At 61.0% G+C, this 20,230-nt stretch carries 17 protein-coding genes; 7 read left to right on the top strand and 10 right to left on the bottom strand.

Features of this window, described 5'->3' with window-relative positions; translation table 11 throughout:
- Positions 1 to 90: 90 nt before the first annotated feature.
- The 10 genes from ACEN8Q_RS29545 to edd form a co-directional block, all read right to left on the bottom strand.
- Positions 91 to 1,437 (bottom strand): carbohydrate porin, encoded by a 1,347-nt coding sequence (locus ACEN8Q_RS29545; RefSeq protein ID WP_413427429.1) that lies wholly within the window; start codon positions 1,435 to 1,437, stop codon positions 91 to 93.
- 188 nt (positions 1,438 to 1,625) lie between these two features.
- Complete coding sequence (locus ACEN8Q_RS29540; RefSeq protein WP_413427428.1) at positions 1,626 to 2,786, bottom strand: ABC transporter ATP-binding protein; 1,161 nt, start codon at positions 2,784 to 2,786, stop codon at positions 1,626 to 1,628.
- 4 nt (positions 2,787 to 2,790) lie between these two features.
- The gene (locus tag ACEN8Q_RS29535; protein ID WP_413427427.1) at positions 2,791 to 3,636 is read right to left on the bottom strand and encodes a carbohydrate ABC transporter permease; all 846 of its coding nucleotides are present in this window, start codon (positions 3,634 to 3,636) and stop codon (positions 2,791 to 2,793) included.
- Positions 3,629 to 4,537: a carbohydrate ABC transporter permease gene (locus ACEN8Q_RS29530; protein ID WP_110661155.1), complete on the bottom strand. Its 909-nt coding sequence runs from the start codon at positions 4,535 to 4,537 to the stop codon at positions 3,629 to 3,631. Before ACEN8Q_RS29530 ends, ACEN8Q_RS29535 begins: the two co-directional genes overlap by 8 nt.
- 157 nt (positions 4,538 to 4,694) lie before the next feature.
- Positions 4,695 to 5,993 (bottom strand): ABC transporter substrate-binding protein, encoded by a 1,299-nt coding sequence (locus ACEN8Q_RS29525; protein ID WP_413427425.1) that lies wholly within the window; start codon positions 5,991 to 5,993, stop codon positions 4,695 to 4,697.
- Between the two features lie 117 nt (positions 5,994 to 6,110).
- Positions 6,111 to 7,370, bottom strand: a complete 1,260-nt coding sequence (locus tag ACEN8Q_RS29520; RefSeq protein WP_413427424.1) for an AGE family epimerase/isomerase — start codon at positions 7,368 to 7,370, stop codon at positions 6,111 to 6,113.
- A gap of 236 nt (positions 7,371 to 7,606) precedes the next feature.
- A complete protein-coding gene (locus ACEN8Q_RS29515) occupies positions 7,607 to 9,034 on the bottom strand; it encodes an ATP-binding protein (RefSeq protein ID WP_413427436.1) in 1,428 nt (475 codons plus the stop codon).
- Between the two features lie 31 nt (positions 9,035 to 9,065).
- A complete protein-coding gene (locus ACEN8Q_RS29510) occupies positions 9,066 to 9,797 on the bottom strand; it encodes a response regulator (RefSeq protein ID WP_007996002.1) in 732 nt (243 codons plus the stop codon).
- A gap of 186 nt (positions 9,798 to 9,983) precedes the next feature.
- Positions 9,984 to 10,943: a glucokinase gene (locus ACEN8Q_RS29505; protein WP_413427423.1), complete on the bottom strand. Its 960-nt coding sequence runs from the start codon at positions 10,941 to 10,943 to the stop codon at positions 9,984 to 9,986.
- Positions 10,940 to 12,766: a phosphogluconate dehydratase gene (edd, locus tag ACEN8Q_RS29500; protein ID WP_413704105.1), complete on the bottom strand. Its 1,827-nt coding sequence runs from the start codon at positions 12,764 to 12,766 to the stop codon at positions 10,940 to 10,942. Before edd ends, ACEN8Q_RS29505 begins: the two co-directional genes overlap by 4 nt.
- Positions 12,767 to 12,986: 220 nt before the next feature.
- On the opposite strand from edd, the gene gap reads away from it, so the two are divergent.
- The 7 genes from gap (at position 12,987) to ACEN8Q_RS29465 (ending at position 20,216) form a co-directional block, all read left to right on the top strand.
- Positions 12,987 to 13,988, top strand: a complete 1,002-nt coding sequence (gene gap / locus ACEN8Q_RS29495; RefSeq protein WP_413427421.1) for a type I glyceraldehyde-3-phosphate dehydrogenase — start codon at positions 12,987 to 12,989, stop codon at positions 13,986 to 13,988.
- A 150-nt stretch (positions 13,989 to 14,138) separates the two neighbouring features.
- Positions 14,139 to 14,603, top strand: coding sequence for a methylglyoxal synthase (locus ACEN8Q_RS29490; RefSeq protein ID WP_057398999.1), 465 nt, complete (start codon positions 14,139 to 14,141; stop codon positions 14,601 to 14,603).
- A 77-nt stretch (positions 14,604 to 14,680) separates the two neighbouring features.
- Positions 14,681 to 15,208, top strand: a complete 528-nt coding sequence (locus ACEN8Q_RS29485; RefSeq protein ID WP_413427420.1) for an RNA polymerase sigma factor — start codon at positions 14,681 to 14,683, stop codon at positions 15,206 to 15,208.
- An 86-nt stretch (positions 15,209 to 15,294) separates the two neighbouring features.
- A complete protein-coding gene (locus tag ACEN8Q_RS29480) occupies positions 15,295 to 16,260 on the top strand; it encodes a FecR family protein (RefSeq protein WP_413427419.1) in 966 nt (321 codons plus the stop codon).
- Between the two features lie 122 nt (positions 16,261 to 16,382).
- Positions 16,383 to 18,950 (top strand): TonB-dependent receptor, encoded by a 2,568-nt coding sequence (locus tag ACEN8Q_RS29475; RefSeq protein WP_413427418.1) that lies wholly within the window; start codon positions 16,383 to 16,385, stop codon positions 18,948 to 18,950.
- Positions 18,951 to 19,062: 112 nt separating this feature from the next.
- On the top strand, positions 19,063 to 19,665 hold the full coding sequence (locus ACEN8Q_RS29470; protein WP_413704104.1) for a biliverdin-producing heme oxygenase: 603 nt from the start codon (positions 19,063 to 19,065) through the stop codon (positions 19,663 to 19,665).
- A gap of 161 nt (positions 19,666 to 19,826) precedes the next feature.
- Positions 19,827 to 20,216, top strand: a complete 390-nt coding sequence (locus ACEN8Q_RS29465; RefSeq protein ID WP_413704103.1) for a YbaN family protein — start codon at positions 19,827 to 19,829, stop codon at positions 20,214 to 20,216.
- Positions 20,217 to 20,230: the final 14 nt, after the last annotated feature.

Raw genomic sequence — 20,230 nt, 5'->3', positions numbered from 1 at the left:
GTCACCGGGGTGCGCGGCCCGCAAAAAAAAGCGGACAGCCAGGGCTGTCCGCAAAAATGCGCACATTGAGGAGAGCTTATCGCAACAGCGTTAGAACACCGACTGAATTTTCAGGCCGGCCACCAGCGCGTTGTCGACTTCATCCACACCACCCGGGTGCGTGACGTATTGCAGGTTGGGACGTACGGTCAGCCAGTTGGTCACGTGGAAGCCGTAGTTGATCTCGTAGTTGTATTCGGTTTCACGAATAGGCGAGAACAGCGGATTGTCGAAGTCCGAAACACCGTTGGCCGCGTTGGTCAGTTCGGCGTTTTTCTTCACGTCATCGTTGACATGGATACGGGCGAAACCGATGCCCACGTCATCCTTCGGGCGCGCATCGAACGGGCCCTTGTACACAAACATCAGCGACTGGTAGTTGTCGATGAAGTTGGTGTCCTTGTCGTGGAAAGTGGCGTTGGCCGCGATGTTCAGACCGCGAGAAGCGTCGCCGTTGTGGCTGGTGAGTTGCTGCTGCGCGACGAACCAGTAGCCGTGCTTGCTATCGTGGACGCGCAAAGGGTTGCCGGTGGTCGCTGCGTCCTGACCGTTGTCGTCTTCGCGAACGTCGGCGGCATCGGAGGTACTTTTGTAGTAACCGACACGGTATTCGCCAGGCAGGTTGTTGACCTTCGGCGACCAGACCAGCTCGACCGGCAGGACGGTGCCATTGGTACCACTGCCGCTGAGCTTGAAGCCGTTACCGTGCTCCAGTTGCGAGGTGTTCTGGTTGTACGCGCCGATCTGGGCGTAGAGCTCGTCATTGATGTTGTACTTCACGCGGATCGCCGCCTGCATCACCGGCCAGTTGTACCAGATGTTGGTGGCCCAGTTACCCACCTGGGATCCGCAGAACGCCAGGTTCTGGAATTCGCACGGGAAGGTGTTGAAGTCTTCACCTTCGCCGAAGTAACCGGCCTTGACGTCCAGTTTGTTGTCGAAGAACTGATGCTGGATCCACAACTGGGTCAGACGCACCATATGGCCACGCCCGAAGACTTCCTGGGAGGAACTCAGGGTGCCGGCACGCGGGTCGCCGATACGGTCGTTGGAGATGTTCTCACCGTTACGGTTGGTGAGCTGGATCTTGGCCTGGGTGTTGTCCCAGCCCAGCAGTTTTTCCAGGTCCAGCGCTGCCCCCAGGCCGAACTGGTCGGCGTAGCGCGCGGTCTTGTCATCGTTGAAACCGCCATGCAGGTTGGCGCCGACTTCACCGACGTAATCCATCTTGATGTCGATGCCCTGCTCGATCAGTTTGGTTCGCTCGCCACCCCAATCGCCCGTCATCCATTTGGAGTCGGAGCTGAACGCTTCAGCGGCCATCGCATTGCCGGCCAGAACCAGTGCTGCCGCTGCTGACACTTGGCAGATCAACCGGGCCTTGTTCTTCATTTTCATCCCTACATCCTCGTTTTATTGTTATTAACTTTTCTTCTATAACGCGGTTACATCAGTTGCGACGGATGTCTCCACCCGCCACATATCCCCCCCCCTGTAGGAGCGAGCTCGCTCGCGATGGTGTATCAGCTACATCGGTGTCAACTGACACTCCATCGCGAGCAAGCTCGCTCCTACAGCCGTGATCTTCAGCGGCCTTTGAATTGCGCTACGTTGTCAGCGTGAGTCTCGGCTTTCGGCACGCCGGCAACCCCCAGCCGCTCCCCGCTCTTGGCATCGAACAGCAGCACTTTCGCCGGGTCGAACTGCAGGTTCAGCGTCTCGCCAACCGCCGGCGCCACGTCTGGCGCCATGCGGCAGCAGACCTTGGTGTCGTTGAGGTTGACGAAGACCAAGGTGTCGGGACCGGTCGGTTCGGTGACCTGGACTTCGGCACGAATGGTCGGCAATCCGTTCGCTTCGCCGTTGGCCAGAACGATCTGCTCAGGGCGCATGCCGAGGATCACTTCGCGATCTTCAAGACCGGCGTCCTGCATGCCCAGCGGCAACTCGCAACGGGCCTGGCCGCTGTCGAGCAGCGCCAGCAGACGACCATCCTTGCGCTGCAAGCGCAGCGGGATGAAGTTCATCGGCGGCGAACCGATGAAGCTCGCCACGAACAGGTTGGCCGGATTGTTGTAGATGTCCTTCGGCGTGCCGAACTGCTGGATGATGCCGTCCTTCATCACCGCAACCTTGTCACCCAGGGTCATGGCCTCGATCTGGTCGTGGGTCACGTAGACCGTGGTGGTCTTCAAGCGCTGGTGCATCAGCTTCATTTCGGTACGCATCTCGACCCGCAGCTTGGCGTCGAGGTTGGACAGCGGTTCGTCGAACAGGTAAATCTTCGGCCGCCGCGCCAGGGCACGGCCCATCGCCACACGCTGTTGCTGACCACCGGAGAGTTGGCCGGGTTTGCGGTTGAGCAGGTGTTCGATTTGCAGCAGCTTGGAAACCCGAGCGACTTCTTCGTCGATTTCCGCAGTCGGCATTTTGCGGATCTTCAGGCCGAAGGCGATGTTGTCGCGCACGCTCATGGTCGGGTACAGCGCGTAGGACTGGAACACCATGGCGATGTCGCGATCCTTGGGGCTCATGCCGCTGATGTCGGCGTCGTCCACCAGGATCGCGCCGCCGCTGATGGTTTCCAGGCCGGCGATGCAGTTCATCAAGGTCGATTTGCCGCAGCCCGAGGGGCCGACCAGGATCAGGAATTCCCCGTCATCGATCTTCAGTTCGATGTTTTTCAGGGTGTCCGGCAAACCGGCGCCGTAGGTCTTGTTGACGTTGCGTAATTCGAGAGTTGCCATGTTTCTACCCCTTGACCGCGCCGGACGTCAGCCCACGCAGGAAATACTTGCCAGCGAATATGTAGACCAGCAGTGTCGGCAGCCCGGCGATCATCGCGGCGGCCATATCAACGTTGTATTCCTTGACCCCGGTGCTGGTGTTGACCAGGTTGTTCAGGGCCACGGTAATTGGCTGGGCATCGCCACTGGCGAAAACCACGCCGAACAGGAAGTCGTTCCAGATCTGGGTGAACTGCCAGATCAGGCAGACCATCACGATCGGGATCGACATCGGCAGCAGGATCTTCCAGAAGATCGTGAAGAAGCCTGCGCCATCGAGCCGCGCGGCCTTGACCAGCGCATCCGGAATGCTCACGTAGTAGTTGCGGAAGAACAGCGTGGTGAACGCCAGGCCGTAGACCACGTGGACCAGCACCAGGCCCGAGGTGGTGTTGGCCAGGCCGAACTTGCCGAGGGTGAACGAAGCCGGCAGCAGCACGGTCTGGAACGGCAGGAAGCAGCCGAACAGCAACAGGCCGAAGAACAACTGCGAGCCACGGAAGCGCCACATCGACAGCACGTAGCCGTTCATGGCCCCGACGAAGGTGGAGATCAGCACCGCAGGCACGGTGATCTTCACCGAGTTCCAGAAGTAGCCGCCGACCACGTCCCAGGCCTTGATCCAGCCGATGCCGTCAATCACGGCCGGCCAGCTCAGCAGGTTGCCGGTGCGGATGTCTTCAGGGGACTTGAAGCTGGTCAGCAGCATCACCACCAGCGGGATCAGGTACACCGCCGCCGCCAGCAACAAGGTGGCGTAGATCGCAATGCGGCTGAAGCTGATGCCTGGTTTTCCGATTTGATTAGTCATGGCGTTTGCCTCGCAGCTCGGAGTACAGGTACGGCACGAGGATGGTCAGCACGGCGCCGAGCATCAGCATGGCGCTGGCCGAACCGATGCCCATCTGGCCACGGCTGAAGGTGAAGGAATACATGAACATTGCCGGCAGGTCGGACGAGTAGCCCGGACCGCCCGCGGTCATCGCCGCGACCAGGTCGAAGCTCTTGATCGCGATGTGCGCGAGGATCATGAAGGCACTGAAGAACACCGGACGCAGGCTCGGCAAAACGATCTTCAGGTAGATGGTCGGCAGGCTCGCACCATCAACTTGCGCAGCACGGATGATCGACTGATCGACACCGCGCAGGCCGGCGAGGAACATCGCCATGACAAACCCGGAGGCTTGCCACACGGCGGCGATCACCAGGCAGTAGACCACGCGATCCTGATCCACCAGCCAGTCGAGGCGGAAGCCTTCCCAGCCCCAGTCACGCAGCATTTTGTCCAGGCCCAGGCCCGGGTTGAGCAGCCATTTCCACGCCGTACCGGTGACGATCATCGACAGCGCCATCGGGTACAGATAGATGGTGCGGATGAAGCCTTCCTTGCGAATGCGCTGGTCCAGCAGCACGGCGAGGAACACGCCCAGCACCAGGCTGATGCCGATGAACATGCCGCCGAACACCGCGAGGTTCTTGCTCGCGACCCACCAGCGGTCGTTGTCCATCAGACGCATGTATTGCTGCAGGCCGACCCACTTGTAGCTCGGCATGAAGCTGGAGTTGGTGAAGGACAGAATGAACGTCCAGATGATGTAACCGTAGAAGCCAACCAACACGATCAGCATGCTCGGCGCGAGTACCAACTTGGGTAGCCAGCGTTGCAGCGCATCGAACGGTGAGGCTTTGCTGAAAACCGCCACAGAGCTCATCGGGATAATCCAGGTTTAGAGAAATGAATCGACACGCTGATCCCCTGTGGGAGCGGGCTTGCTCGCGAATGCGGTGTGTCAATCGACATCCATGTTGAATGTCAGTCCGTATTCGCGAGCAAGCCCGCTCCCACATTGGGATGGGCTGTGTCCGGAGTTACTGGGCCGCTTTGACAGCCGAGGCCAGTTGGGCGCTGGCCTTGGCCGGGTCAGCGTTCTTGTCGTTCATGAAGTTGGTGACCACGTCGAAGATCGCACCCTGCACGGCCAGGGAGGTGGCCATGTTGTGCGCCATGCTCGGTTGCAGGCCGCCGGTCTTGTCGTCCGCGATGAAGTCCTTCGCCGACTTCTGGGCACACTCGTCGAAGCCGAGCTTGTCCATTTCATTCAGCATGTCGTTACGCACCGGGATCGAACCCTTGTTCATGCTGAAGACTTTCTGGAAGTCGGTACCCAATGCGACCTTGGCCAGGTCTTGCTGGGCAGCGATGTCACCCTTGCGATCAGCCTTGAGCTTGAACACCGCCATCGAGTCGATGTTGTAGGTGAAGGCTTTTTCGGTGCCAGGGAACGCTACGCACTGGTAGTCCTTGCCGGCGATTTTCTTCGCGGCGGTCCACTCGCTTTTCGCCCAGTCGCCCATCATCTGCATGCCGGCCTTGCCATTGATGACGTCGGCGGCGGCGATGTTCCAGTCACGACCGGCGCGGTTCGGGTCCATGTAGCCGGTGATCTTTTTCAGCTCGGCGAACGACTTGGTCATCTCCGGGCCGGACAGGGTTTTCTGGTCCAGGTCGACCAGGGCTTTCTTGTAACCGTCGGCGCCCATGACCGAGAGCACCACGTCTTCAAACACGGTGCTGTCCTGCCAAGGCTGACCGCCGTGGGCAAGCGCGATGAAACCTGCGGCCTTGAGCTTGTCGCCGGCGGCATAGAATTCTTCGAGGGTAGTCGGGGCTTTTTCGATCCCGGCTTTCTTGAACACTTCCGGGTTGATCCACAGCCAGTTGACGCGGTGGATGTTCACCGGCACGGCGACGTAGTCACCTTCGTACTTCACGGTGTCGGAGACTTTCTTCGACAGCAGGCCATCCCAGTTTTCCGACTTGGAAACGTCTTTCAGCGCGTCGGTGCTGAGCAGGCCGGTGCTGCCCCACTCCTGGATGTCCGGGCCTTTGATCTGGGCAACGCCCGGCGGGTTGCCGGCTACGGCGCGACTTTTGAGTACGGTCATGGCCGTGGAGCCGCCACCACCGGCGACTGCGCCGTCCTTCCAGGTGAAGCCGTCTTTTTCGACTTGAGCCTTCAGGACATCGACCGCTGCCTTTTCACCACCGGAAGTCCACCAGTGAACGACTTCAACGGAACCTTTGGATTCGGCAGCGAGGACACTGAGGGGGAGCGCAGACAGGGAAGCGAGAGAAATGACAGTAGCGAGGCGAGAAATCGCATTCATCTAGGAGCACCTTTCTTGTTGTTATGCATGCAAGTCTGTTGCTTGCGCTGCATAAGATTCTAAACAGGGGATATCCCCTCGCAGGTAACGAAGGGATGCGCGAATGTCACCGCATGGTTACATAGAACCGCTCTGGGACAACTGCGCCAGCGCCGTGGCCATGCTTGGCGCCAGCGCCAGGCGCGGAATCAGCACGGCCTGCCAGGCGTGGTAAAGGTCCGGCTTGCCGGGCCAGATATCGGCACTCGGGCGGTTCAGCGGGTCGAGCTCGTGATGCCAGCTGCCGCCTTCGCGGTCGATGAAATGACTGTCACAGAATTCCCAGAACAGTCGGTACCAGTGTTCGTACTGCTCATCACCGGTGCGTTTGAGCAGTGCACTGGCGGCAGCACTGGCTTCGCAATGGGTCCAGTGCAGGCGATGGCGGACCACCGCTTTGTTGTCCCAGTCCAGGGTGTAGACAATCCCCGGCGCACCATCGACGTCCCAGCCATGACGGCAGTTGTGCTCGAAGAGTTTTTGCGCGTCGGTGAGCAGCCAGCCCGGCGTGAGCATCCCCGCTCTCACCCGCGAAGCTTCGAGGTGCAGCAACAGCCGCGCCCACTCGAAACCATGACCCGGGGTGGTGCCGTAGGGGCGGAAGCCGTCGGCTGGATTGTCGCGGTTGTAATCGCGCAGTGGTTGCCAGGCACGGTCGAAATGCTCGATCACCAGGTAATCGTTGGCGGCGGCGTGGCCATGGATCACTCGCTCGACGATACGCTGGGCACGGCTCAGCCAGCGATTGTCATCAGTGACATCGGCCAGGGCGAGGAAGGCCTCGGTGGCGTGCATGTTGCTGTTGGCGCCTCGGTAGGTCTCCTCCTCGCTCCAGTCGCGATTGAAGGATTCGCGCATGGCGCCCTCTTCTTCGCTCCAGAAGTACGTGTCGATGATGTCGACGGCATCATCGAGCAAGGCTTGCGCACCGGGGCGCTGTGCGACTACAGCGGAACTCGCGGCCAGCGCGACGAAGGCATGCAGGTAGGCGTTCTTGCCGGTGTTGCCGTCGCGGTGTTCGGCGGTCGCGAACCAGCCGCCGTGAAGCGCATCACGCAGTGGCCCGCGCAGTGCGGCGACACCGTGATCCACCAGCTCGGCGAACCCCGGCAAACCCTGTATGTGGGCCATGGCAAAGCTGTGGGTCATGCGCGCGGTGTTCATGGTTTGCGCTTTTGCGTCGGCCGCGAGGCAGCCCTTTTCATCGAGATTGCCAAAGCCTTCAGGGAGCCTCGAAGCCTTGGCAAACGCCAGCAGGCGCAAGCCTTCGGCAGCGAGCCATTGCTGATGGGCAGGTGCATTCAGCCAACTGCTGAAGGCAGGTTGGAAGGTGTCCATGACGTACCTTTTTTGTTGTTATGACTGCTGGGCAGCATAAACAACGGACGAAGGCGGGCTTGTAACGAAGGGGGTGGGTTATGTCACCGAGCTGTGACATTTACCTTGAGGGATGTGTTGAATCTTCTAACGCCTTCGCGAGCAAGCCCGCTCCCACACTTGATCGCATTCCATCTGGATGAACTCGGTCAAATGTGGGAGCGGGCTTGCTCGCGAAGAACGATAACGCGGTATCGCTAATCAACGCTCCGGGGTAACTGCAAAGTCACCCTTAACCCACCCTCACGCAAGTTCTGCAAACTCACCTCACCACCATGGCTATGGGCAATGTTGCGGGCAATCCCCAGCCCCAATCCATAGCCCTGCTGCTGCCCGGCCAGGCGGAAGTGCGGTTCGAACACCTGCTCCAGCCGCTGCTCCGGCACGCCCGGCCCTTCATCATCGACATGCAGGATGAACGCGCTGTCATCGTCATCGATGTACAGATGCGCGTTCTGCCCGTACTTCAACGCGTTGTCGATCAGGTTGCCGATGCAACGCTTGAGCGCCAGCGGTTTCCCCGGATACGCCGCCAGCGCCCGCCCCTGCTGGGTCACGCGGCCGTTACCGTTCGGTGCCAGATACGGTTCCACCAGGCAGTCGAGCACATGGTTGAGATCCACCGGCTCGATGTTCTCGTGGATGTCGGTGTCTTTCACGCATTGCAGTGCGCCCTTGACCAGCAGCTCCAGCTCGTCCAGGTCGCGACCGAACTTGGTTTGCAGTGTTTCGTCTTCGAGCAATTCGACCCGCAGTCGCAAGCGGGTAATCGGTGTGCGCAGGTCGTGGGAAATCGCGCTGAACAACTGACTGCGCTCGGTCAGGTAACGGCTGATGCGCTCGCGCATGGTGTTGAAGGCACGGCCGACTTCCACCACTTCGCTGCCACCACCTTCGGCCACCGGCTCGACATCGGCACCCAGCGACAAGTCCCGCGCCGCCCGCGCCAGACGCTTGAGCGGACGACTCTGCCAGTGCACCAGCAGGCCGATGAACAACAGCAAAAAGCCGCTGGTCAGGACGATGAACCACACCTGCTGTGCCGGCAGGCCCTGTTCTTCAAGACTGGTGTAGGGCTCGGGCAACAGCGAGGCGATGTACAGCCATTCGCCCGGTGCCATCTGGATCTGCGTGACCAGCACCGGCGGGTTCACCGGTTCCAGGGTCAGCGCATAGTGCGCCCAGGAACGTGGCAACTCATCGAGCTTCAGGCCGCCATTGAAGATGCGCAGGTCTTCCGGGCTGACGAAGGTCACCGAGATGTCCGCGTCCTGGCCGAGGGACTGGCGCAGCACCTCGTCCACCGCTTTGAGCACCGCCTCTTTGCGCGGGGTGATGGGCAGCACTTCCATGCCCAGTGGCTTGTCGTTGAGCGTCACCACGAACCGGGTGCCACCCATGCTGCGCAACTGATCGAGCACCAGGGGCCGAAACGCCACCGGTAACGAACGGAAATAACTGACACTGGCCGTCATCGAATGAGCCAGGCTGCGGGCACTGGTGACCAGGCCCTCGAGCTGCGTGGCGCGCAGTTGCGACACCCAGATCACGCTCGACAATGTCTGGGCGAACAACACGGCCAGCAAGGTCAACAGCAGCATCCGCCCGAGCAACGAACGCGGCATCGGTACCTTGGCCGCGAGCTTGCGAAACAGCTTAGTGGCCATTGCTGGCAACCACATTGGCTGCCAATTGGTAGCCACTGCCGCGCACGGTGCGGATCAGCCGTGGTGGTTTTTCGGTGTCGCGCAGACGCTGGCGCAAGCGACTGACCGCCATGTCGACGATGCGATCGAGGGGCATCAGGTCGCGGCCACGGGTGGCGTTGCCGATGGTGTCGCGATCGAGGATTTCCTGCGGGTGATCGAGGAACAGTTTCAGCAGTGCGAAGTCGGCGCCCGAAAGGATCACCTCTTCGCCATCGATGTGAAACAACCGATGGCTGACCATGTCCAGACGCCAGTCATCGAAGGCCAGCACCTCGCCACCGTTACGTTCCTGACCGAACTGCGCGCGGCGCAGCAAGGCCTTGATCCGTGCCTGCAATTCCCGTGGGCTGAACGGCTTGCCCAGATAATCGTCGGCGCCCAGCTCCAGGCCGATGACGCGGTCGGCCTCGTCGGAACTGGCGGTGAGCATGATGATCGGCACCTGCGCCTGGCGTGGATGCTGGCGAATCCAGCGGCACAGGCTGAAGCCGTCTTCGTCGGGCAGCATCACATCAAGGATCACCAGATCACTCGGCGCCTCGTTCAACGCCTGGCGAAAACCGGCGCCGTCGGGCGTGGTACGCACCTGGAAACCGGCGCGGGTCAGGTAGGTGTCCAGCAACTCGCGTATCTCTTGATCGTCATCGACCAACAAAATCGACTTGTTGACTGAGCTCACGGGAAGGCGTCCTTGTTGTTGGAATTGGGCGGATTATGCCTTAAGCACTCAACTTACAAACACCACAGAAAAAATGTAGGAGCGAGCCTGCTCGCGATGGACTTGAAGGCACCGCGTGCATTCAGAAAGCACGCGTTATCGTTGACGTCCATCGCGAGCAAGCTCGCTCCTACAGGTAATCGGGTTTCAAGCCGGGATGGATTGCTCCAGTGCCACTCCGGCACCCATCAAACCGGAATACGGCGCCGTCACCAGCCACACCGGAATCCCTTTGAAGTAGTCGCTCATGCAACCCTTGTCGGCGAAGCACCGGGCGAAACCGCTCTGGAGGAAGAAATCGGCAAAGCGTGGAATCACCCCGCCAACGATGTACACACCAGCGCGTCCACCAGTGGTCAGCACGTTGTTGCCGGCCACGCGACCAAGCCAGCAGCAGAACTGTTCAAGCACTTCCACGGCAATCGGGTCGCCCGCCAGTCCGGCAGCGGTGATGGCTTCCGGCGTGTCGAGCACCGGCGTATGCCCGTCCACCGCGCAGATCGCCCGGTAGACGCGCGGCAAGCCGCCGCCGCTCAATGCGGTTTCAGCGCTGACGTGGCCGATCTCGTTGAAGATGTGCTGCCAGAGTCGGGTTTCACGCGGGCTGCTCAATGGCAGGTCGACGTGACCGCCCTCCCCCGGCAACGCGGCGAACCGGCCCTCGCCCAAATCGAGCAAGGTGCCGACGCCCAGGCCGGTGCCCGGGCCAATCACCACCGCCGGGCGCAGCGGCTCCGGCGTGCCCTCGCAGACCACGCGGAATTCACCGGGCTGCAAACGGGTCATGCCCAGGGCCATGGCCGAGAAGTCGTTGACCAGCAACAGTTGCTCGACCTGCAAGGTCTGGCAAAAGCCCTTGCGGCTCAGGCGCCAGTGATTGTTGGTGAATTTGAATTCGTCGCCGCTGACGGGACCGGCCACCGACAGACACACTGAACCGATCGCCCCCGGTGCCAGCCCCAGGCCATCCAGGTAGAGGCTGATGGCCTCTTCAGGGCTGGGGAAATCTGCCGTTGCCAGCACCTGGACCGATTCCAGTTGCTGGTTTTTCCACAACGCGAAACGTGCGTTGGTCCCACCGATGTCACCGACCAAAGCCAGTTTCAATTAAGCGTCTCCAGGGCAGAAGTGAAGGCGCTGGCGCCCTGCTCCGCCGAGCTGAAGGCCATGCGCATGAAACCAAACAGTTCGCGACCGGTGCCGATGTTGTTGCCCAACAGGCCCTTGGCCGGCGTGCGCGCTGCGAATTCTTCGGCGTCCACCTTAAGCTCCAGGGTGCCTTTGACGCCATCGACGCGGATGATATCGCCCTCTTGCACCCGCGCCAAAGCGCCACCTACATAGGCTTCGGGGCTGACATGAATGGCCGCCGGAATTTTCCCCGACGCGCCGGACATGCGTCCGTCGGTCACCAGCGCCACCTTGAAACCGCGGTCCTGCAATACACCGAGGAACGGCGTCATCTTGTGCAGCTCCGGCATGCCGTTGGAGCGAGGGCCCTGGAAGCGCATCACCGCGACAAAATCCTTTTCCAGCAAACCGGCCTTGAATGCATCGGCCAGGTCCTGCTGATCCTGGAACACCATGGCTGGCGCTTCGACGATCTGGTTTTCCACGGCGACGGCGGAGACTTTCATCACACCGCGACCCAGGTTGCCTTCCATCACCCGCAGGCCACCTTCCGGCGAAAATGCGCGGGCAACCGGACGCAGGATGCTTTCATCGAGGCTGTCGGTCACGCCTTCGCGCCACACCAGCTTGCCGTTGTCGAGGAACGGCTCCTGGGTGTAGCGGCTCAGGCCGTGGCCCATCACGGTGTTGACGTTTTCGTGGAGCAACCCGGCTTCCAGCAGTTCACGGATCAGGAACGACATGCCGCCCGCGGCCTGGAAGTGGTTGATGTCGGCTTTGCCGTTCGGGTAGACGTGGCTCAGGGTCGGCACGACTTCGGAGAGGTCGGCCATGTCCTGCCAGGTCAATTGAATGCCCGCCGCCATGGCGATGGCCGGCATGTGCAAGGTGTGGTTGGTCGAGCCGCCCGTGGCGTGCAGCGCCACGATGGAGTTGACCAGCGAACGCTCGTCGACGATTTCGCCGATCGGCATGAAGTCGCCGTTCTGTTTGGTCAGACGCGTGACCTGGTGCGCGGCTTCGCGGGTCAAGGCATCGCGCAACGGCGTGTTCGGGTTGACGAAGGATGCGCCCGGCAGGTGCAGACCCATGACTTCCATCAGCAACTGGTTGGTGTTGGCGGTGCCGTAGAAGGTGCAGGTGCCAGGGCTGTGGTAGGACTTCATCTCCGATTCCAGCAGCTCTTCGCGGGTGGCCTTGCCTTCGGCGTATTTCTGGCGCACATCGGCTTTCTGCTTGTTGGAAATACCCGACACCATCGGCCCGCCCGGCACGAAGATCATCGGCAGATGGCCGAAGCGCAGCGCGCCCATCATCAGGCCCGGCACGATCTTGTCGCAGATGCCGAGCAGCAGCGCGCCGTCGAACATGTTGTGGGACAGCGCCACGGCAGTGGACAACGCGATCACTTCGCGACTCGGCAGGCTCAGTTCCATGCCCGGCTCGCCCTGGGTCACGCCATCGCACATGGCCGGCGTGCCACCGGCGAACTGACCGACGGAGCCGATCTCGCGCAGGGCCTTTTTGATCATCTCCGGAAAGACTTCGTACGGCTGGTGCGCCGAGAGCATGTCGTTATATGACGAAACTATCGCGATGTTCGCGGAGTTCATCATCCGCAGGCTGTTCTTGTCTTCGCTGCCGCAACCGGCCACGCCATGGGCGAAGTTGGCGCATTGCAGCTTGCCGCGCATCGGACCGTCGCTGGCCGCACCGCGGATCAATGCAAGGTAAGCCTCACGCGTGGCGCGGCTGCGGGCGATAAGCCGTTCGGTGACCTCAAGGACGCGGGGATGCATGTGTAGAACTCCAGGCTAACGGATGTGGCGACCTGATTGTCTATGCTGATCAAAGGCCGGTGTCGATGGGATGACGGACGGTTTAATTGACCATTCGGACCAGTTGATTCAGGTCACTCGTTGTAGATTGAACAAAATATTGCCATTAAAAAGGCTTGTTTTCTATTTTTTTGCGAATAATCTTGTAATTCCAACAACAAAACGACGGTAGCGCCGCAATATGACTCTTCGAATCGCAATCAATGGTTTTGGCCGCATCGGCCGTAACGTCCTGCGTGCACTCTATACCCAGGGCTATCGTCAGGATCTGCAGATTGTCGCCATCAACGATTTGGGCGACAGCGCGATCAATGCTCATCTACTCAAGTACGACACCGTTCACGGCACATTCGATGCCGATGTCCAGCACGACCAGGAGAGCCTGACGGTCAACGGCGACCGCATCTCGGTCAGCGCCATCCGCAACCCGGCCGACCTGCCCTGGGCCGCGGAAAAGATTGATGTGGTATTCGAATGCACCGGTCTGTTCACCGACCGGGCCAAAGCCGCCGCGCATATTACGGCGGGTGCGCGCAAAGTCATTATCTCTGCACCGGCCAAAGGCGCCGACGCCACCGTCGTCTACGGGGTGAACCACGATATTCTGCGCCAGTCGCACCAGATCATTTCCAACGCGTCGTGTACCACCAACTGCCTGGCCCCAGTGGCCCAGGTGCTGCATCGCGAACTGGGCATCGAAAATGGCTTGATGACCACCATTCACGCCTACACCAACGACCAGCACCTGACCGACGTCTATCACGTCGATCCGTACCGCGCCCGTTCGGCCACCCAGAACATGATCCCGAGCAAGACCGGTGCCGCCGAAGCCGTCGGCCTGGTGCTGCCGGAACTGGCGGGCAAATTGACCGGCATGTCGGTGCGCGTACCGGTGATCAACGTGTCGCTGGTGGACCTGACGGTGCAGCTCAAGCGCGAAGCGTCGGCCGATGAGGTCAATGCGCTGATGAAAGAAGCCAGCCAGCACTCGAAGATCCTTGGCTACAACACCCTGCCGCTGGTCTCCAGCGACTTCAACCACAACCCGCTGTCGTCGATCTTCGACGCCAACCACACCAAATCCAGCGGCAAGTTGCTCAAGGTATTGGCGTGGTATGACAACGAGTGGGGCTTCTCCAACCGCATGCTCGATAACTGCCTGGCGCTGTGCAACGCCGAGTAAGCAGCACGCCCCTCCCTTCTTGTAGGAGCGAGCTTGCTCGCGATGGATGTAAGGGCCCCGCGTTCATTCAGGCAACCCTTGTCATCGTTAACGACCATCGCGAGCAAGCTCGCTCCTACAGGGTACGTGTCATTACTGGAGCAACCACCGATGATCGGCATCAGCTTTACGCAAAAGACCCTGGCGGCGCGCAAGCGTATCGCCCTGGTCGCCCATGACCATTGCAAGGTGTTCTTGCTGGACTGGGCCGAACGGCAAAAGGACAAGCTGGCCCAACATGATCTGGTCGCCACCGGCACCACGGGGTTGCTGTTGCAACAACGCCTCGACCTGCCGGTGCAAAGCATGATCAGCGGACCACTGGGTGGCGACCAACAGCTCGGTGCGCAAATCGCCGAGCAGCGGGTCGATATGCTGGTGTTTTTCTGGGACCCGTTCGAACCCCAGCCCCACGACCCGGATATCAAGGCGTTGCTGCGGGTCGCGGCAGTCTGGAACATCCCGGTGGCCTGCAACGAATGCAGCGCCGACTACCTGCTCAGCAGCCCGCTGATGGATCAGGCGCACACTCATCGAATACCCGATTACGCGAGCTATTTGCAGGGTCGTGCCTAAACCTTGATAAATCAGTACTTGACCATTCGAGCGGATGATAAGCATTATCATTAACTCGAAATGGATCAGGTTCTCCCGTGAGTCAGTCGCGCTTCAACCACGTTTTCCTCACCCAGCGCACCTCCCTGCTGCGCACGCTGGAGCGGATGGTCAACAATCACAGCACCGCTGAAGACCTCCTGCAGGAAACCTACCTGCGGGTGACCCGCGCCTTGAGCGAACGGGCCATCGATCATCTTGAGCCCTTTGTCTTCCAGACGGCGCGCAACCTGGCGCTGGACCATTTGCGCGCGCGGCGCATCCATTCGCGCACCATGGTCGACGACGTGCCGCAGGAGGTGATGCACAGCGTCGCCGCCCCCGCCAGCAGCGCCGAAGACGCCGCCCATGCCGAACAATTGCTGGAGCGCCTGAACGTGAGCCTCAGTGAACTCAGCGACCGCCAACAGCGGATTTTCATCCTCAGCCGCCTGCACGGGCACAGCTACCAGGAAATCGCCGACGAGCTGAACGTGTCCCTCAGTACCGTGCAGAAAGAACTCAAGTTGATCATGTCGATCTGCATCGGTGTTGCAGAACGCAATGACAGCAGCGGCAAGCCATAAGCGGTAAGACAAACTCCGAACCGAGCTTGCAGCTTGTCGCTTGTAGCTTGAAACTGCTCTTCACAAGCCCCTGCCGAGGACACACCGTGACGGACAACCACCGCTCCCCTGAGCCTTCGCCGGCGCAGGATCCCGCAAGCGCGATGGACCAGGCCCTGGACTGGTTGATCGTGCTCGGCAGTCCCGACGAGGAGCAGACCCGCCAATTCCAGGCATGGCTTGAGGCCGATCCGTTGAATGCCCAGGCGTTCACCAAGGCACAGGCGATCTGGGACGGTCCGCAAGTGGCGCAATGCGCGCAAAGCCTGGCCGCGCGGCCCGCGAAAGTCACCGTTCTCGCCCGCTTGCGTCCGCACTGGAGACCACTGGCCACTGCTGCGGTGCTGCTACTCGGCCTGTGCAATTTCAGCAACTTGCCGATGCGCCTGCAGGCCGATCACCTGACCGTGGTCGGCGAGCGCCAGCGCCTGCAACTGGAGGATGGCTCCAGGGTCTTGCTCAATACCAATTCGGCCTTCTCAAGCACCATCAACGACCAGCAACGTGTTGCCCGCCTGTATCAGGGCGAAGCGTTTTTCGAAGTGCAGGCCAGTCGCGGCCAACCACTGGAAATCGACGCCGGCCCGGTCACGGCCAGCGTTCGCGATACCGCGTTTGCCGTGCGCTACCTCGACGGTGTGGCGCAAGTGCGGGTGCAACGCGGGGATGTCGACTTGCGAGCCACCCGTGACGATGCGCGGGTGCGCCTGTCCGCCGGGGAAAGCATTCGCATCGGCCCCAACGGCTTCGACCGCCCTGCCAGGCTGGATGCCGCCACCGACCTGGCGTGGGTCCAGGGGCGACTGGTGTTTGAAAACTGCCCGTTGAACCAGGTGCTGGCAGAACTTCGCCGCTACTACCCGGGCTGGATCATCAACAACAACGAACAACTGGCCGATGTCGCCGTGACCGGCAACTATCGCCTCGATCAGCCCCTGGACGTGGTTCGCTCCCTGGCCCACATCACCTCGGCCCGCCTCCAGGAATTCCCGGCGCTGGTCATATTGAACTGAATGAGAATTATTTTTACTCGATAGCCGAATCCCGTACGTCTCGTTATAGCCAATGCAATTGATTCGCATCTCACCATGCCGATCAGCACCTATAAAGATTCGTGCGACACGGAGCGCTATCGATGTCCCTTCGCCTTACCCGCCCTGCCTCTTCACCCTCCCGCGTGCTGTCGCTGCTGACCGCTGCCATCCTGATGGCCGGTGCCGCACCGCTCATGGCAGCCACCGCCACCGAGCAGCCGGCTCGCAAAATGGGCGACTACCCGTTCGCCATTCCCCAGCAATCCCTGGTGTCGGCACTCAATGCCTTTACCGCCGTGACGGGCTGGCAGGTCGGCGTGTCGTCGGAGCTGGCGCAAGGTGTGGCCTCGCCTGGCGTCCGTGGTTCGCTGTCGCCGGAGAAAGCCCTGGATCGGCTGTTGGTGGGGACCAACCTGAGCTATCGCAAACTGGGCAGCAACAGCATCGTCCTGGAAAAGCGCAGCGCCAGCAGTACGCTCAACCTGCAACAGGTGACCATCAGCGCCACCCGAAACGAACAGGATGTGAACAGCGTGCCGAGCACGGTCTCTGTCTACACCCGCGAAGACCTGGACCGTAACAACGTCAATACCATCAAGGAACTGGTGCGTTACGAACCCGGTGTTTCGGTCGGCGGCGCAGGCCAACGCGCAGGCATCACGGGCTACAACATTCGCGGCATCGATGGCGACCGCGTGCTGACCCAGATCGATGGCGTGCAGGTGCCCGACGGTTTCTTCAACGGCCCGTATGCCCAGACCAACCGCAACTATGTCGACCCGGAAATCGTCAAGCGAGTGGAAATCCTCCGGGGCCCGGCCTCTGTCTTGTACGGCAGCAATGCCATTGGCGGTGCGGTCAGCTATTACACGCTGGACCCGGACGACATCATCAAACCGGGCAAGGATGTCGGCGCACGCCTGAAAACCGGCTACAACTCCGCCGACGACAGCTGGCTGACTTCCGGCACCGTCGCCGGCCGAACCGGTGAGTTCGATGGCCTGTTGCATCTCAGTCAGCGCAACGGTCATGAAACCGACTCCTTTGGAGAAACCGGCGGCACTGGCCTGAATCGCACTGAAGCCAACCCCGAGGATGCGCGCACCACCAACGTGCTGGCCAAACTGGGCTGGGATTACGCCGACGACGCACGTTTGGGCCTGACCTACGAGCATTACAAGAACGACCGCGATACCAACCAATTGAGCGCCGTGGGCGGTCCGTTCAATGCCGGACGCGGTTTCGGCTACTACAAGTCCCGTACCGGCAACGACACGATCACCCGCGAACGCTTTGGCCTGGAACACAGCTTCGGTCTGGACAGCGCCCTGGCCGACAACATCAAGTGGACACTGAACTACCAGATTGCCAAGACCGACCAGAGCACCGAGGAAATCTACGCGCCACCGTCAAGGACCGTGCTGCGTAACCGCGATACCACCTACAAGGACCGCCAATGGGTATTCGATGCCCAGGCTGACAAGTCGTTTGCCATCGCCGACACCGACCACCTCGTCACCTATGGCACCACCATCAAGCAGGACAAAATCACCGGCCTGCGTACCGGTACCGGCACCTGCCTGACCGTGGCCGGATCCTGCCGGGTCATCGGCGCCCCTAGCGCCACCGACACACTGACACCCGCCAGTGATTTCCCGGACCCGACCGTCAACAGCTACAGCCTGTTCGCCCAGGATCTGATCAGCTGGGGCAACTGGACCTTTGTGCCAGGTGCTCGCTACGACTACACCGAGCTCAAGCCGCACATCACCGAAGAGTTCCTGGCCACCGCTGACCAAAGCGGCAACGGCGTGGTGAGCGACGAGACCAAGACCTGGCATCGTCTGTCGCCAAAATTCGGTACCACCTACAGCTTCAACGACCACTACACCTGGTACGGCCAATATGCCGAAGGCTTCCGTACCCCGACCGCCAAGGCCTTGTATGGTCGTTTCGAAAACCTCGCCGGCGGCTATCGGGTCGCGCCTAACCCGGACCTCGAACCGGAAAAGAGCAAAAGCTACGAGACAGGTTTGCGCGGCAACTTCGAGCAGGGCTCGTTTGACGTGGCCGTGTTCTACAACAAATACCGCGACTTCATTGACGAGAACGCCATCACTCCGGGCTACACCGAGACCACCTTCCAAAGCAACAACATCAAACACGCCACCATCAAGGGCGCCGAGGTCAAGGGACGCCTGAACCTCGACGCTTTCGGCGCGCCGCAAGGCCTCTACACCCGGGGCTCGGTGGCTTATGCCTACGGTCGCAACGACGACTCGGGCGAACCGCTCAACAGCGTCAACCCGCTGACCGGCGTATTCGGCCTCGGTTACGACCAGGACACCTACGGTGGCTTGCTCAGCTGGACGCTGGTGAAGAAGAAGGACCGCGTCGACAGCACCACCTTCAAGACCCCGGACGGCACCAGCACCCAGTTCAAGACCCCGGGTTTCGGCATTCTGGACCTGAGCGCGTTCTACAAGGTGACCGACGACGTGACCGTCAGTGGCGGCGTCTACAACCTGACCGACAAGAAATACTGGCTGTGGGATGACGTGCGCGGCTTTGACAGCGTCGGCGAAGCGTCGGTGACCCAGCCGGCCAACCTCGACCGCCTGACCCAGCCGGGTCGCAACTTTGCGGTCAACCTGATCTGGGATATCTGATCCGGCATCCCGTCGGGCGGTTGATTGAAACCGTCCGGCGAGGATTTTTTACTGTCAGGCGCCTGCTTGTTCGTCTCGTTACCAAGCGCCTCTTTTTCCCCAAGGAATTGCCATGACTACCCAAGACACCGAGCAACGCGCCAGCCTGCGTTCCCAGCGCTTGAACCAGATCACCAACGAGCCGCACAGCAAGCTCGATGCCCTGGTCAAGGCCCACTCCCCGTTTGAAACCCAGGCCAGTTTCGCCCACTTCGTGGTGGCGCAGTACCTGTTCCAGTCGGAACTGGTGTCGCTGTACAACGATGCCGAACTGACCGCCATCGTCCCGGACCTGCCAGCCCGCTGCCGCGCCGATGCGGCCAGGGCTGACCTGGCGGACCTGGGCACCGACGTGCCGGCGCCCGTCGCCGGTGCCCTGAAGAACCCGACCAGAGCCGAAGCCCTGGGCTGGATCTTCGTCTCCGAAGGCTCGAAGCTCGGCGCGGCCTTCCTGATCAAACGTGCCGTGGGCCTTGGCCTGAGCGAATCCTTCGGCGCCCGCCACCTCGGCGAACCGGCCGGTGGCCGCGCGGAAGGCTGGAAAAGCTTCATCAAGACTCTGGACGGCCTGGCGTTCAGCGCCCGGGAAGAAGCCGAAGTGGAAAAAGGCGCCATCAACGCCTTCAACCGTTTTACCGTGTTGCTGGAGCAGGCTTACGCTACCGAAGCCGCCTGACCCAACGCGTTCCCCTTGTGGGAGCGGGCTTGCTCGCGAAAGCGGTGTGTCGGTCTACGTTGATGTCGAGGCTGATGACCTCTTCGCGAGCAAGCCCGCTCCCACAAGGGATGAAGCAAATCCGTAAGATTTCGATCAGCCCCACATGTTGCCTTGAGCCCATGCCTGCCTCCTCCAGACTCTCCCGCTTCCTCTTCGGCCTGCTGGCCTATGTCAGCCTGGGTATCGGCCTGATCGCCATCGTCATTCCCGGTCTGCCCACCACCGAGTTCATCCTGCTGGCCGCCTGGGCCGCGACCCGCAGTTCGCCGCGCCTGAGTGCCTGGCTGGAAAACCACCGGCTGTTCGGCCCCATCCTCCATAACTGGCGCAACGGCAAGATCATCGCGCGCCGGGCAAAGGTCAGCGCCACGGTCAGCATGCTGGTATGTGCCGGCCTGATGTTGGCGATGCTCGATCACGGCTGGCCGGTCTACCTGGCGATTGCCGGGATGGGGCTGGGCAATCTGTGGATCTGGTCCCGGCCGGAATCGGTGCCAGAACCCTCTTGAGCAATTCCGCGATT

It is taken from the genome of Pseudomonas sp. Pseusp16, assembly GCF_047324915.1.
Classification (GTDB): Bacteria; Pseudomonadota; Gammaproteobacteria; order Pseudomonadales; family Pseudomonadaceae; genus Aquipseudomonas; species Aquipseudomonas fluorescens_CD.
This window is presented reverse-complemented; position numbering and strand designations above follow the sequence as displayed.

Bases quoted from the DNA above. Each gene is read 5' to 3' on its own strand.
- ACEN8Q_RS29540 (WP_413427428.1), bottom strand. From the start codon at position 2,786: ATGGCAACTCTCGAATTACGCAACGTCAACAAGACCTACGGCGCCGGT.
- ACEN8Q_RS29530 (WP_110661155.1), bottom strand. From the start codon at position 4,537: ATGAGCTCTGTGGCGGTTTTCAGCAAAGCCTCACCGTTCGATGCGCTG.
- ACEN8Q_RS29525 (WP_413427425.1), bottom strand. From the start codon at position 5,993: ATGAATGCGATTTCTCGCCTCGCTACTGTCATTTCTCTCGCTTCCCTG.
- ACEN8Q_RS29475 (WP_413427418.1), top strand. From the start codon at position 16,383: ATGTCCCTTCGCCTTACCCGCCCTGCCTCTTCACCCTCCCGCGTGCTG.
- ACEN8Q_RS29490 (WP_057398999.1), top strand. From the start codon at position 14,139: ATGATCGGCATCAGCTTTACGCAAAAGACCCTGGCGGCGCGCAAGCGT.
- ACEN8Q_RS29535 (WP_413427427.1), bottom strand. From the start codon at position 3,636: ATGACTAATCAAATCGGAAAACCAGGCATCAGCTTCAGCCGCATTGCG.
- edd (WP_413704105.1), bottom strand. From the start codon at position 12,766: ATGCATCCCCGCGTCCTTGAGGTCACCGAACGGCTTATCGCCCGCAGC.
- ACEN8Q_RS29520 (WP_413427424.1), bottom strand. From the start codon at position 7,370: ATGGACACCTTCCAACCTGCCTTCAGCAGTTGGCTGAATGCACCTGCC.
- ACEN8Q_RS29545 (WP_413427429.1), bottom strand. From the start codon at position 1,437: ATGAAAATGAAGAACAAGGCCCGGTTGATCTGCCAAGTGTCAGCAGCG.
- ACEN8Q_RS29470 (WP_413704104.1), top strand. From the start codon at position 19,063: ATGACTACCCAAGACACCGAGCAACGCGCCAGCCTGCGTTCCCAGCGC.
- ACEN8Q_RS29465 (WP_413704103.1), top strand. From the start codon at position 19,827: ATGCCTGCCTCCTCCAGACTCTCCCGCTTCCTCTTCGGCCTGCTGGCC.
- ACEN8Q_RS29515 (WP_413427436.1), bottom strand. From the start codon at position 9,034: ATGCCGCGTTCGTTGCTCGGGCGGATGCTGCTGTTGACCTTGCTGGCC.
- gap (WP_413427421.1), top strand. From the start codon at position 12,987: ATGACTCTTCGAATCGCAATCAATGGTTTTGGCCGCATCGGCCGTAAC.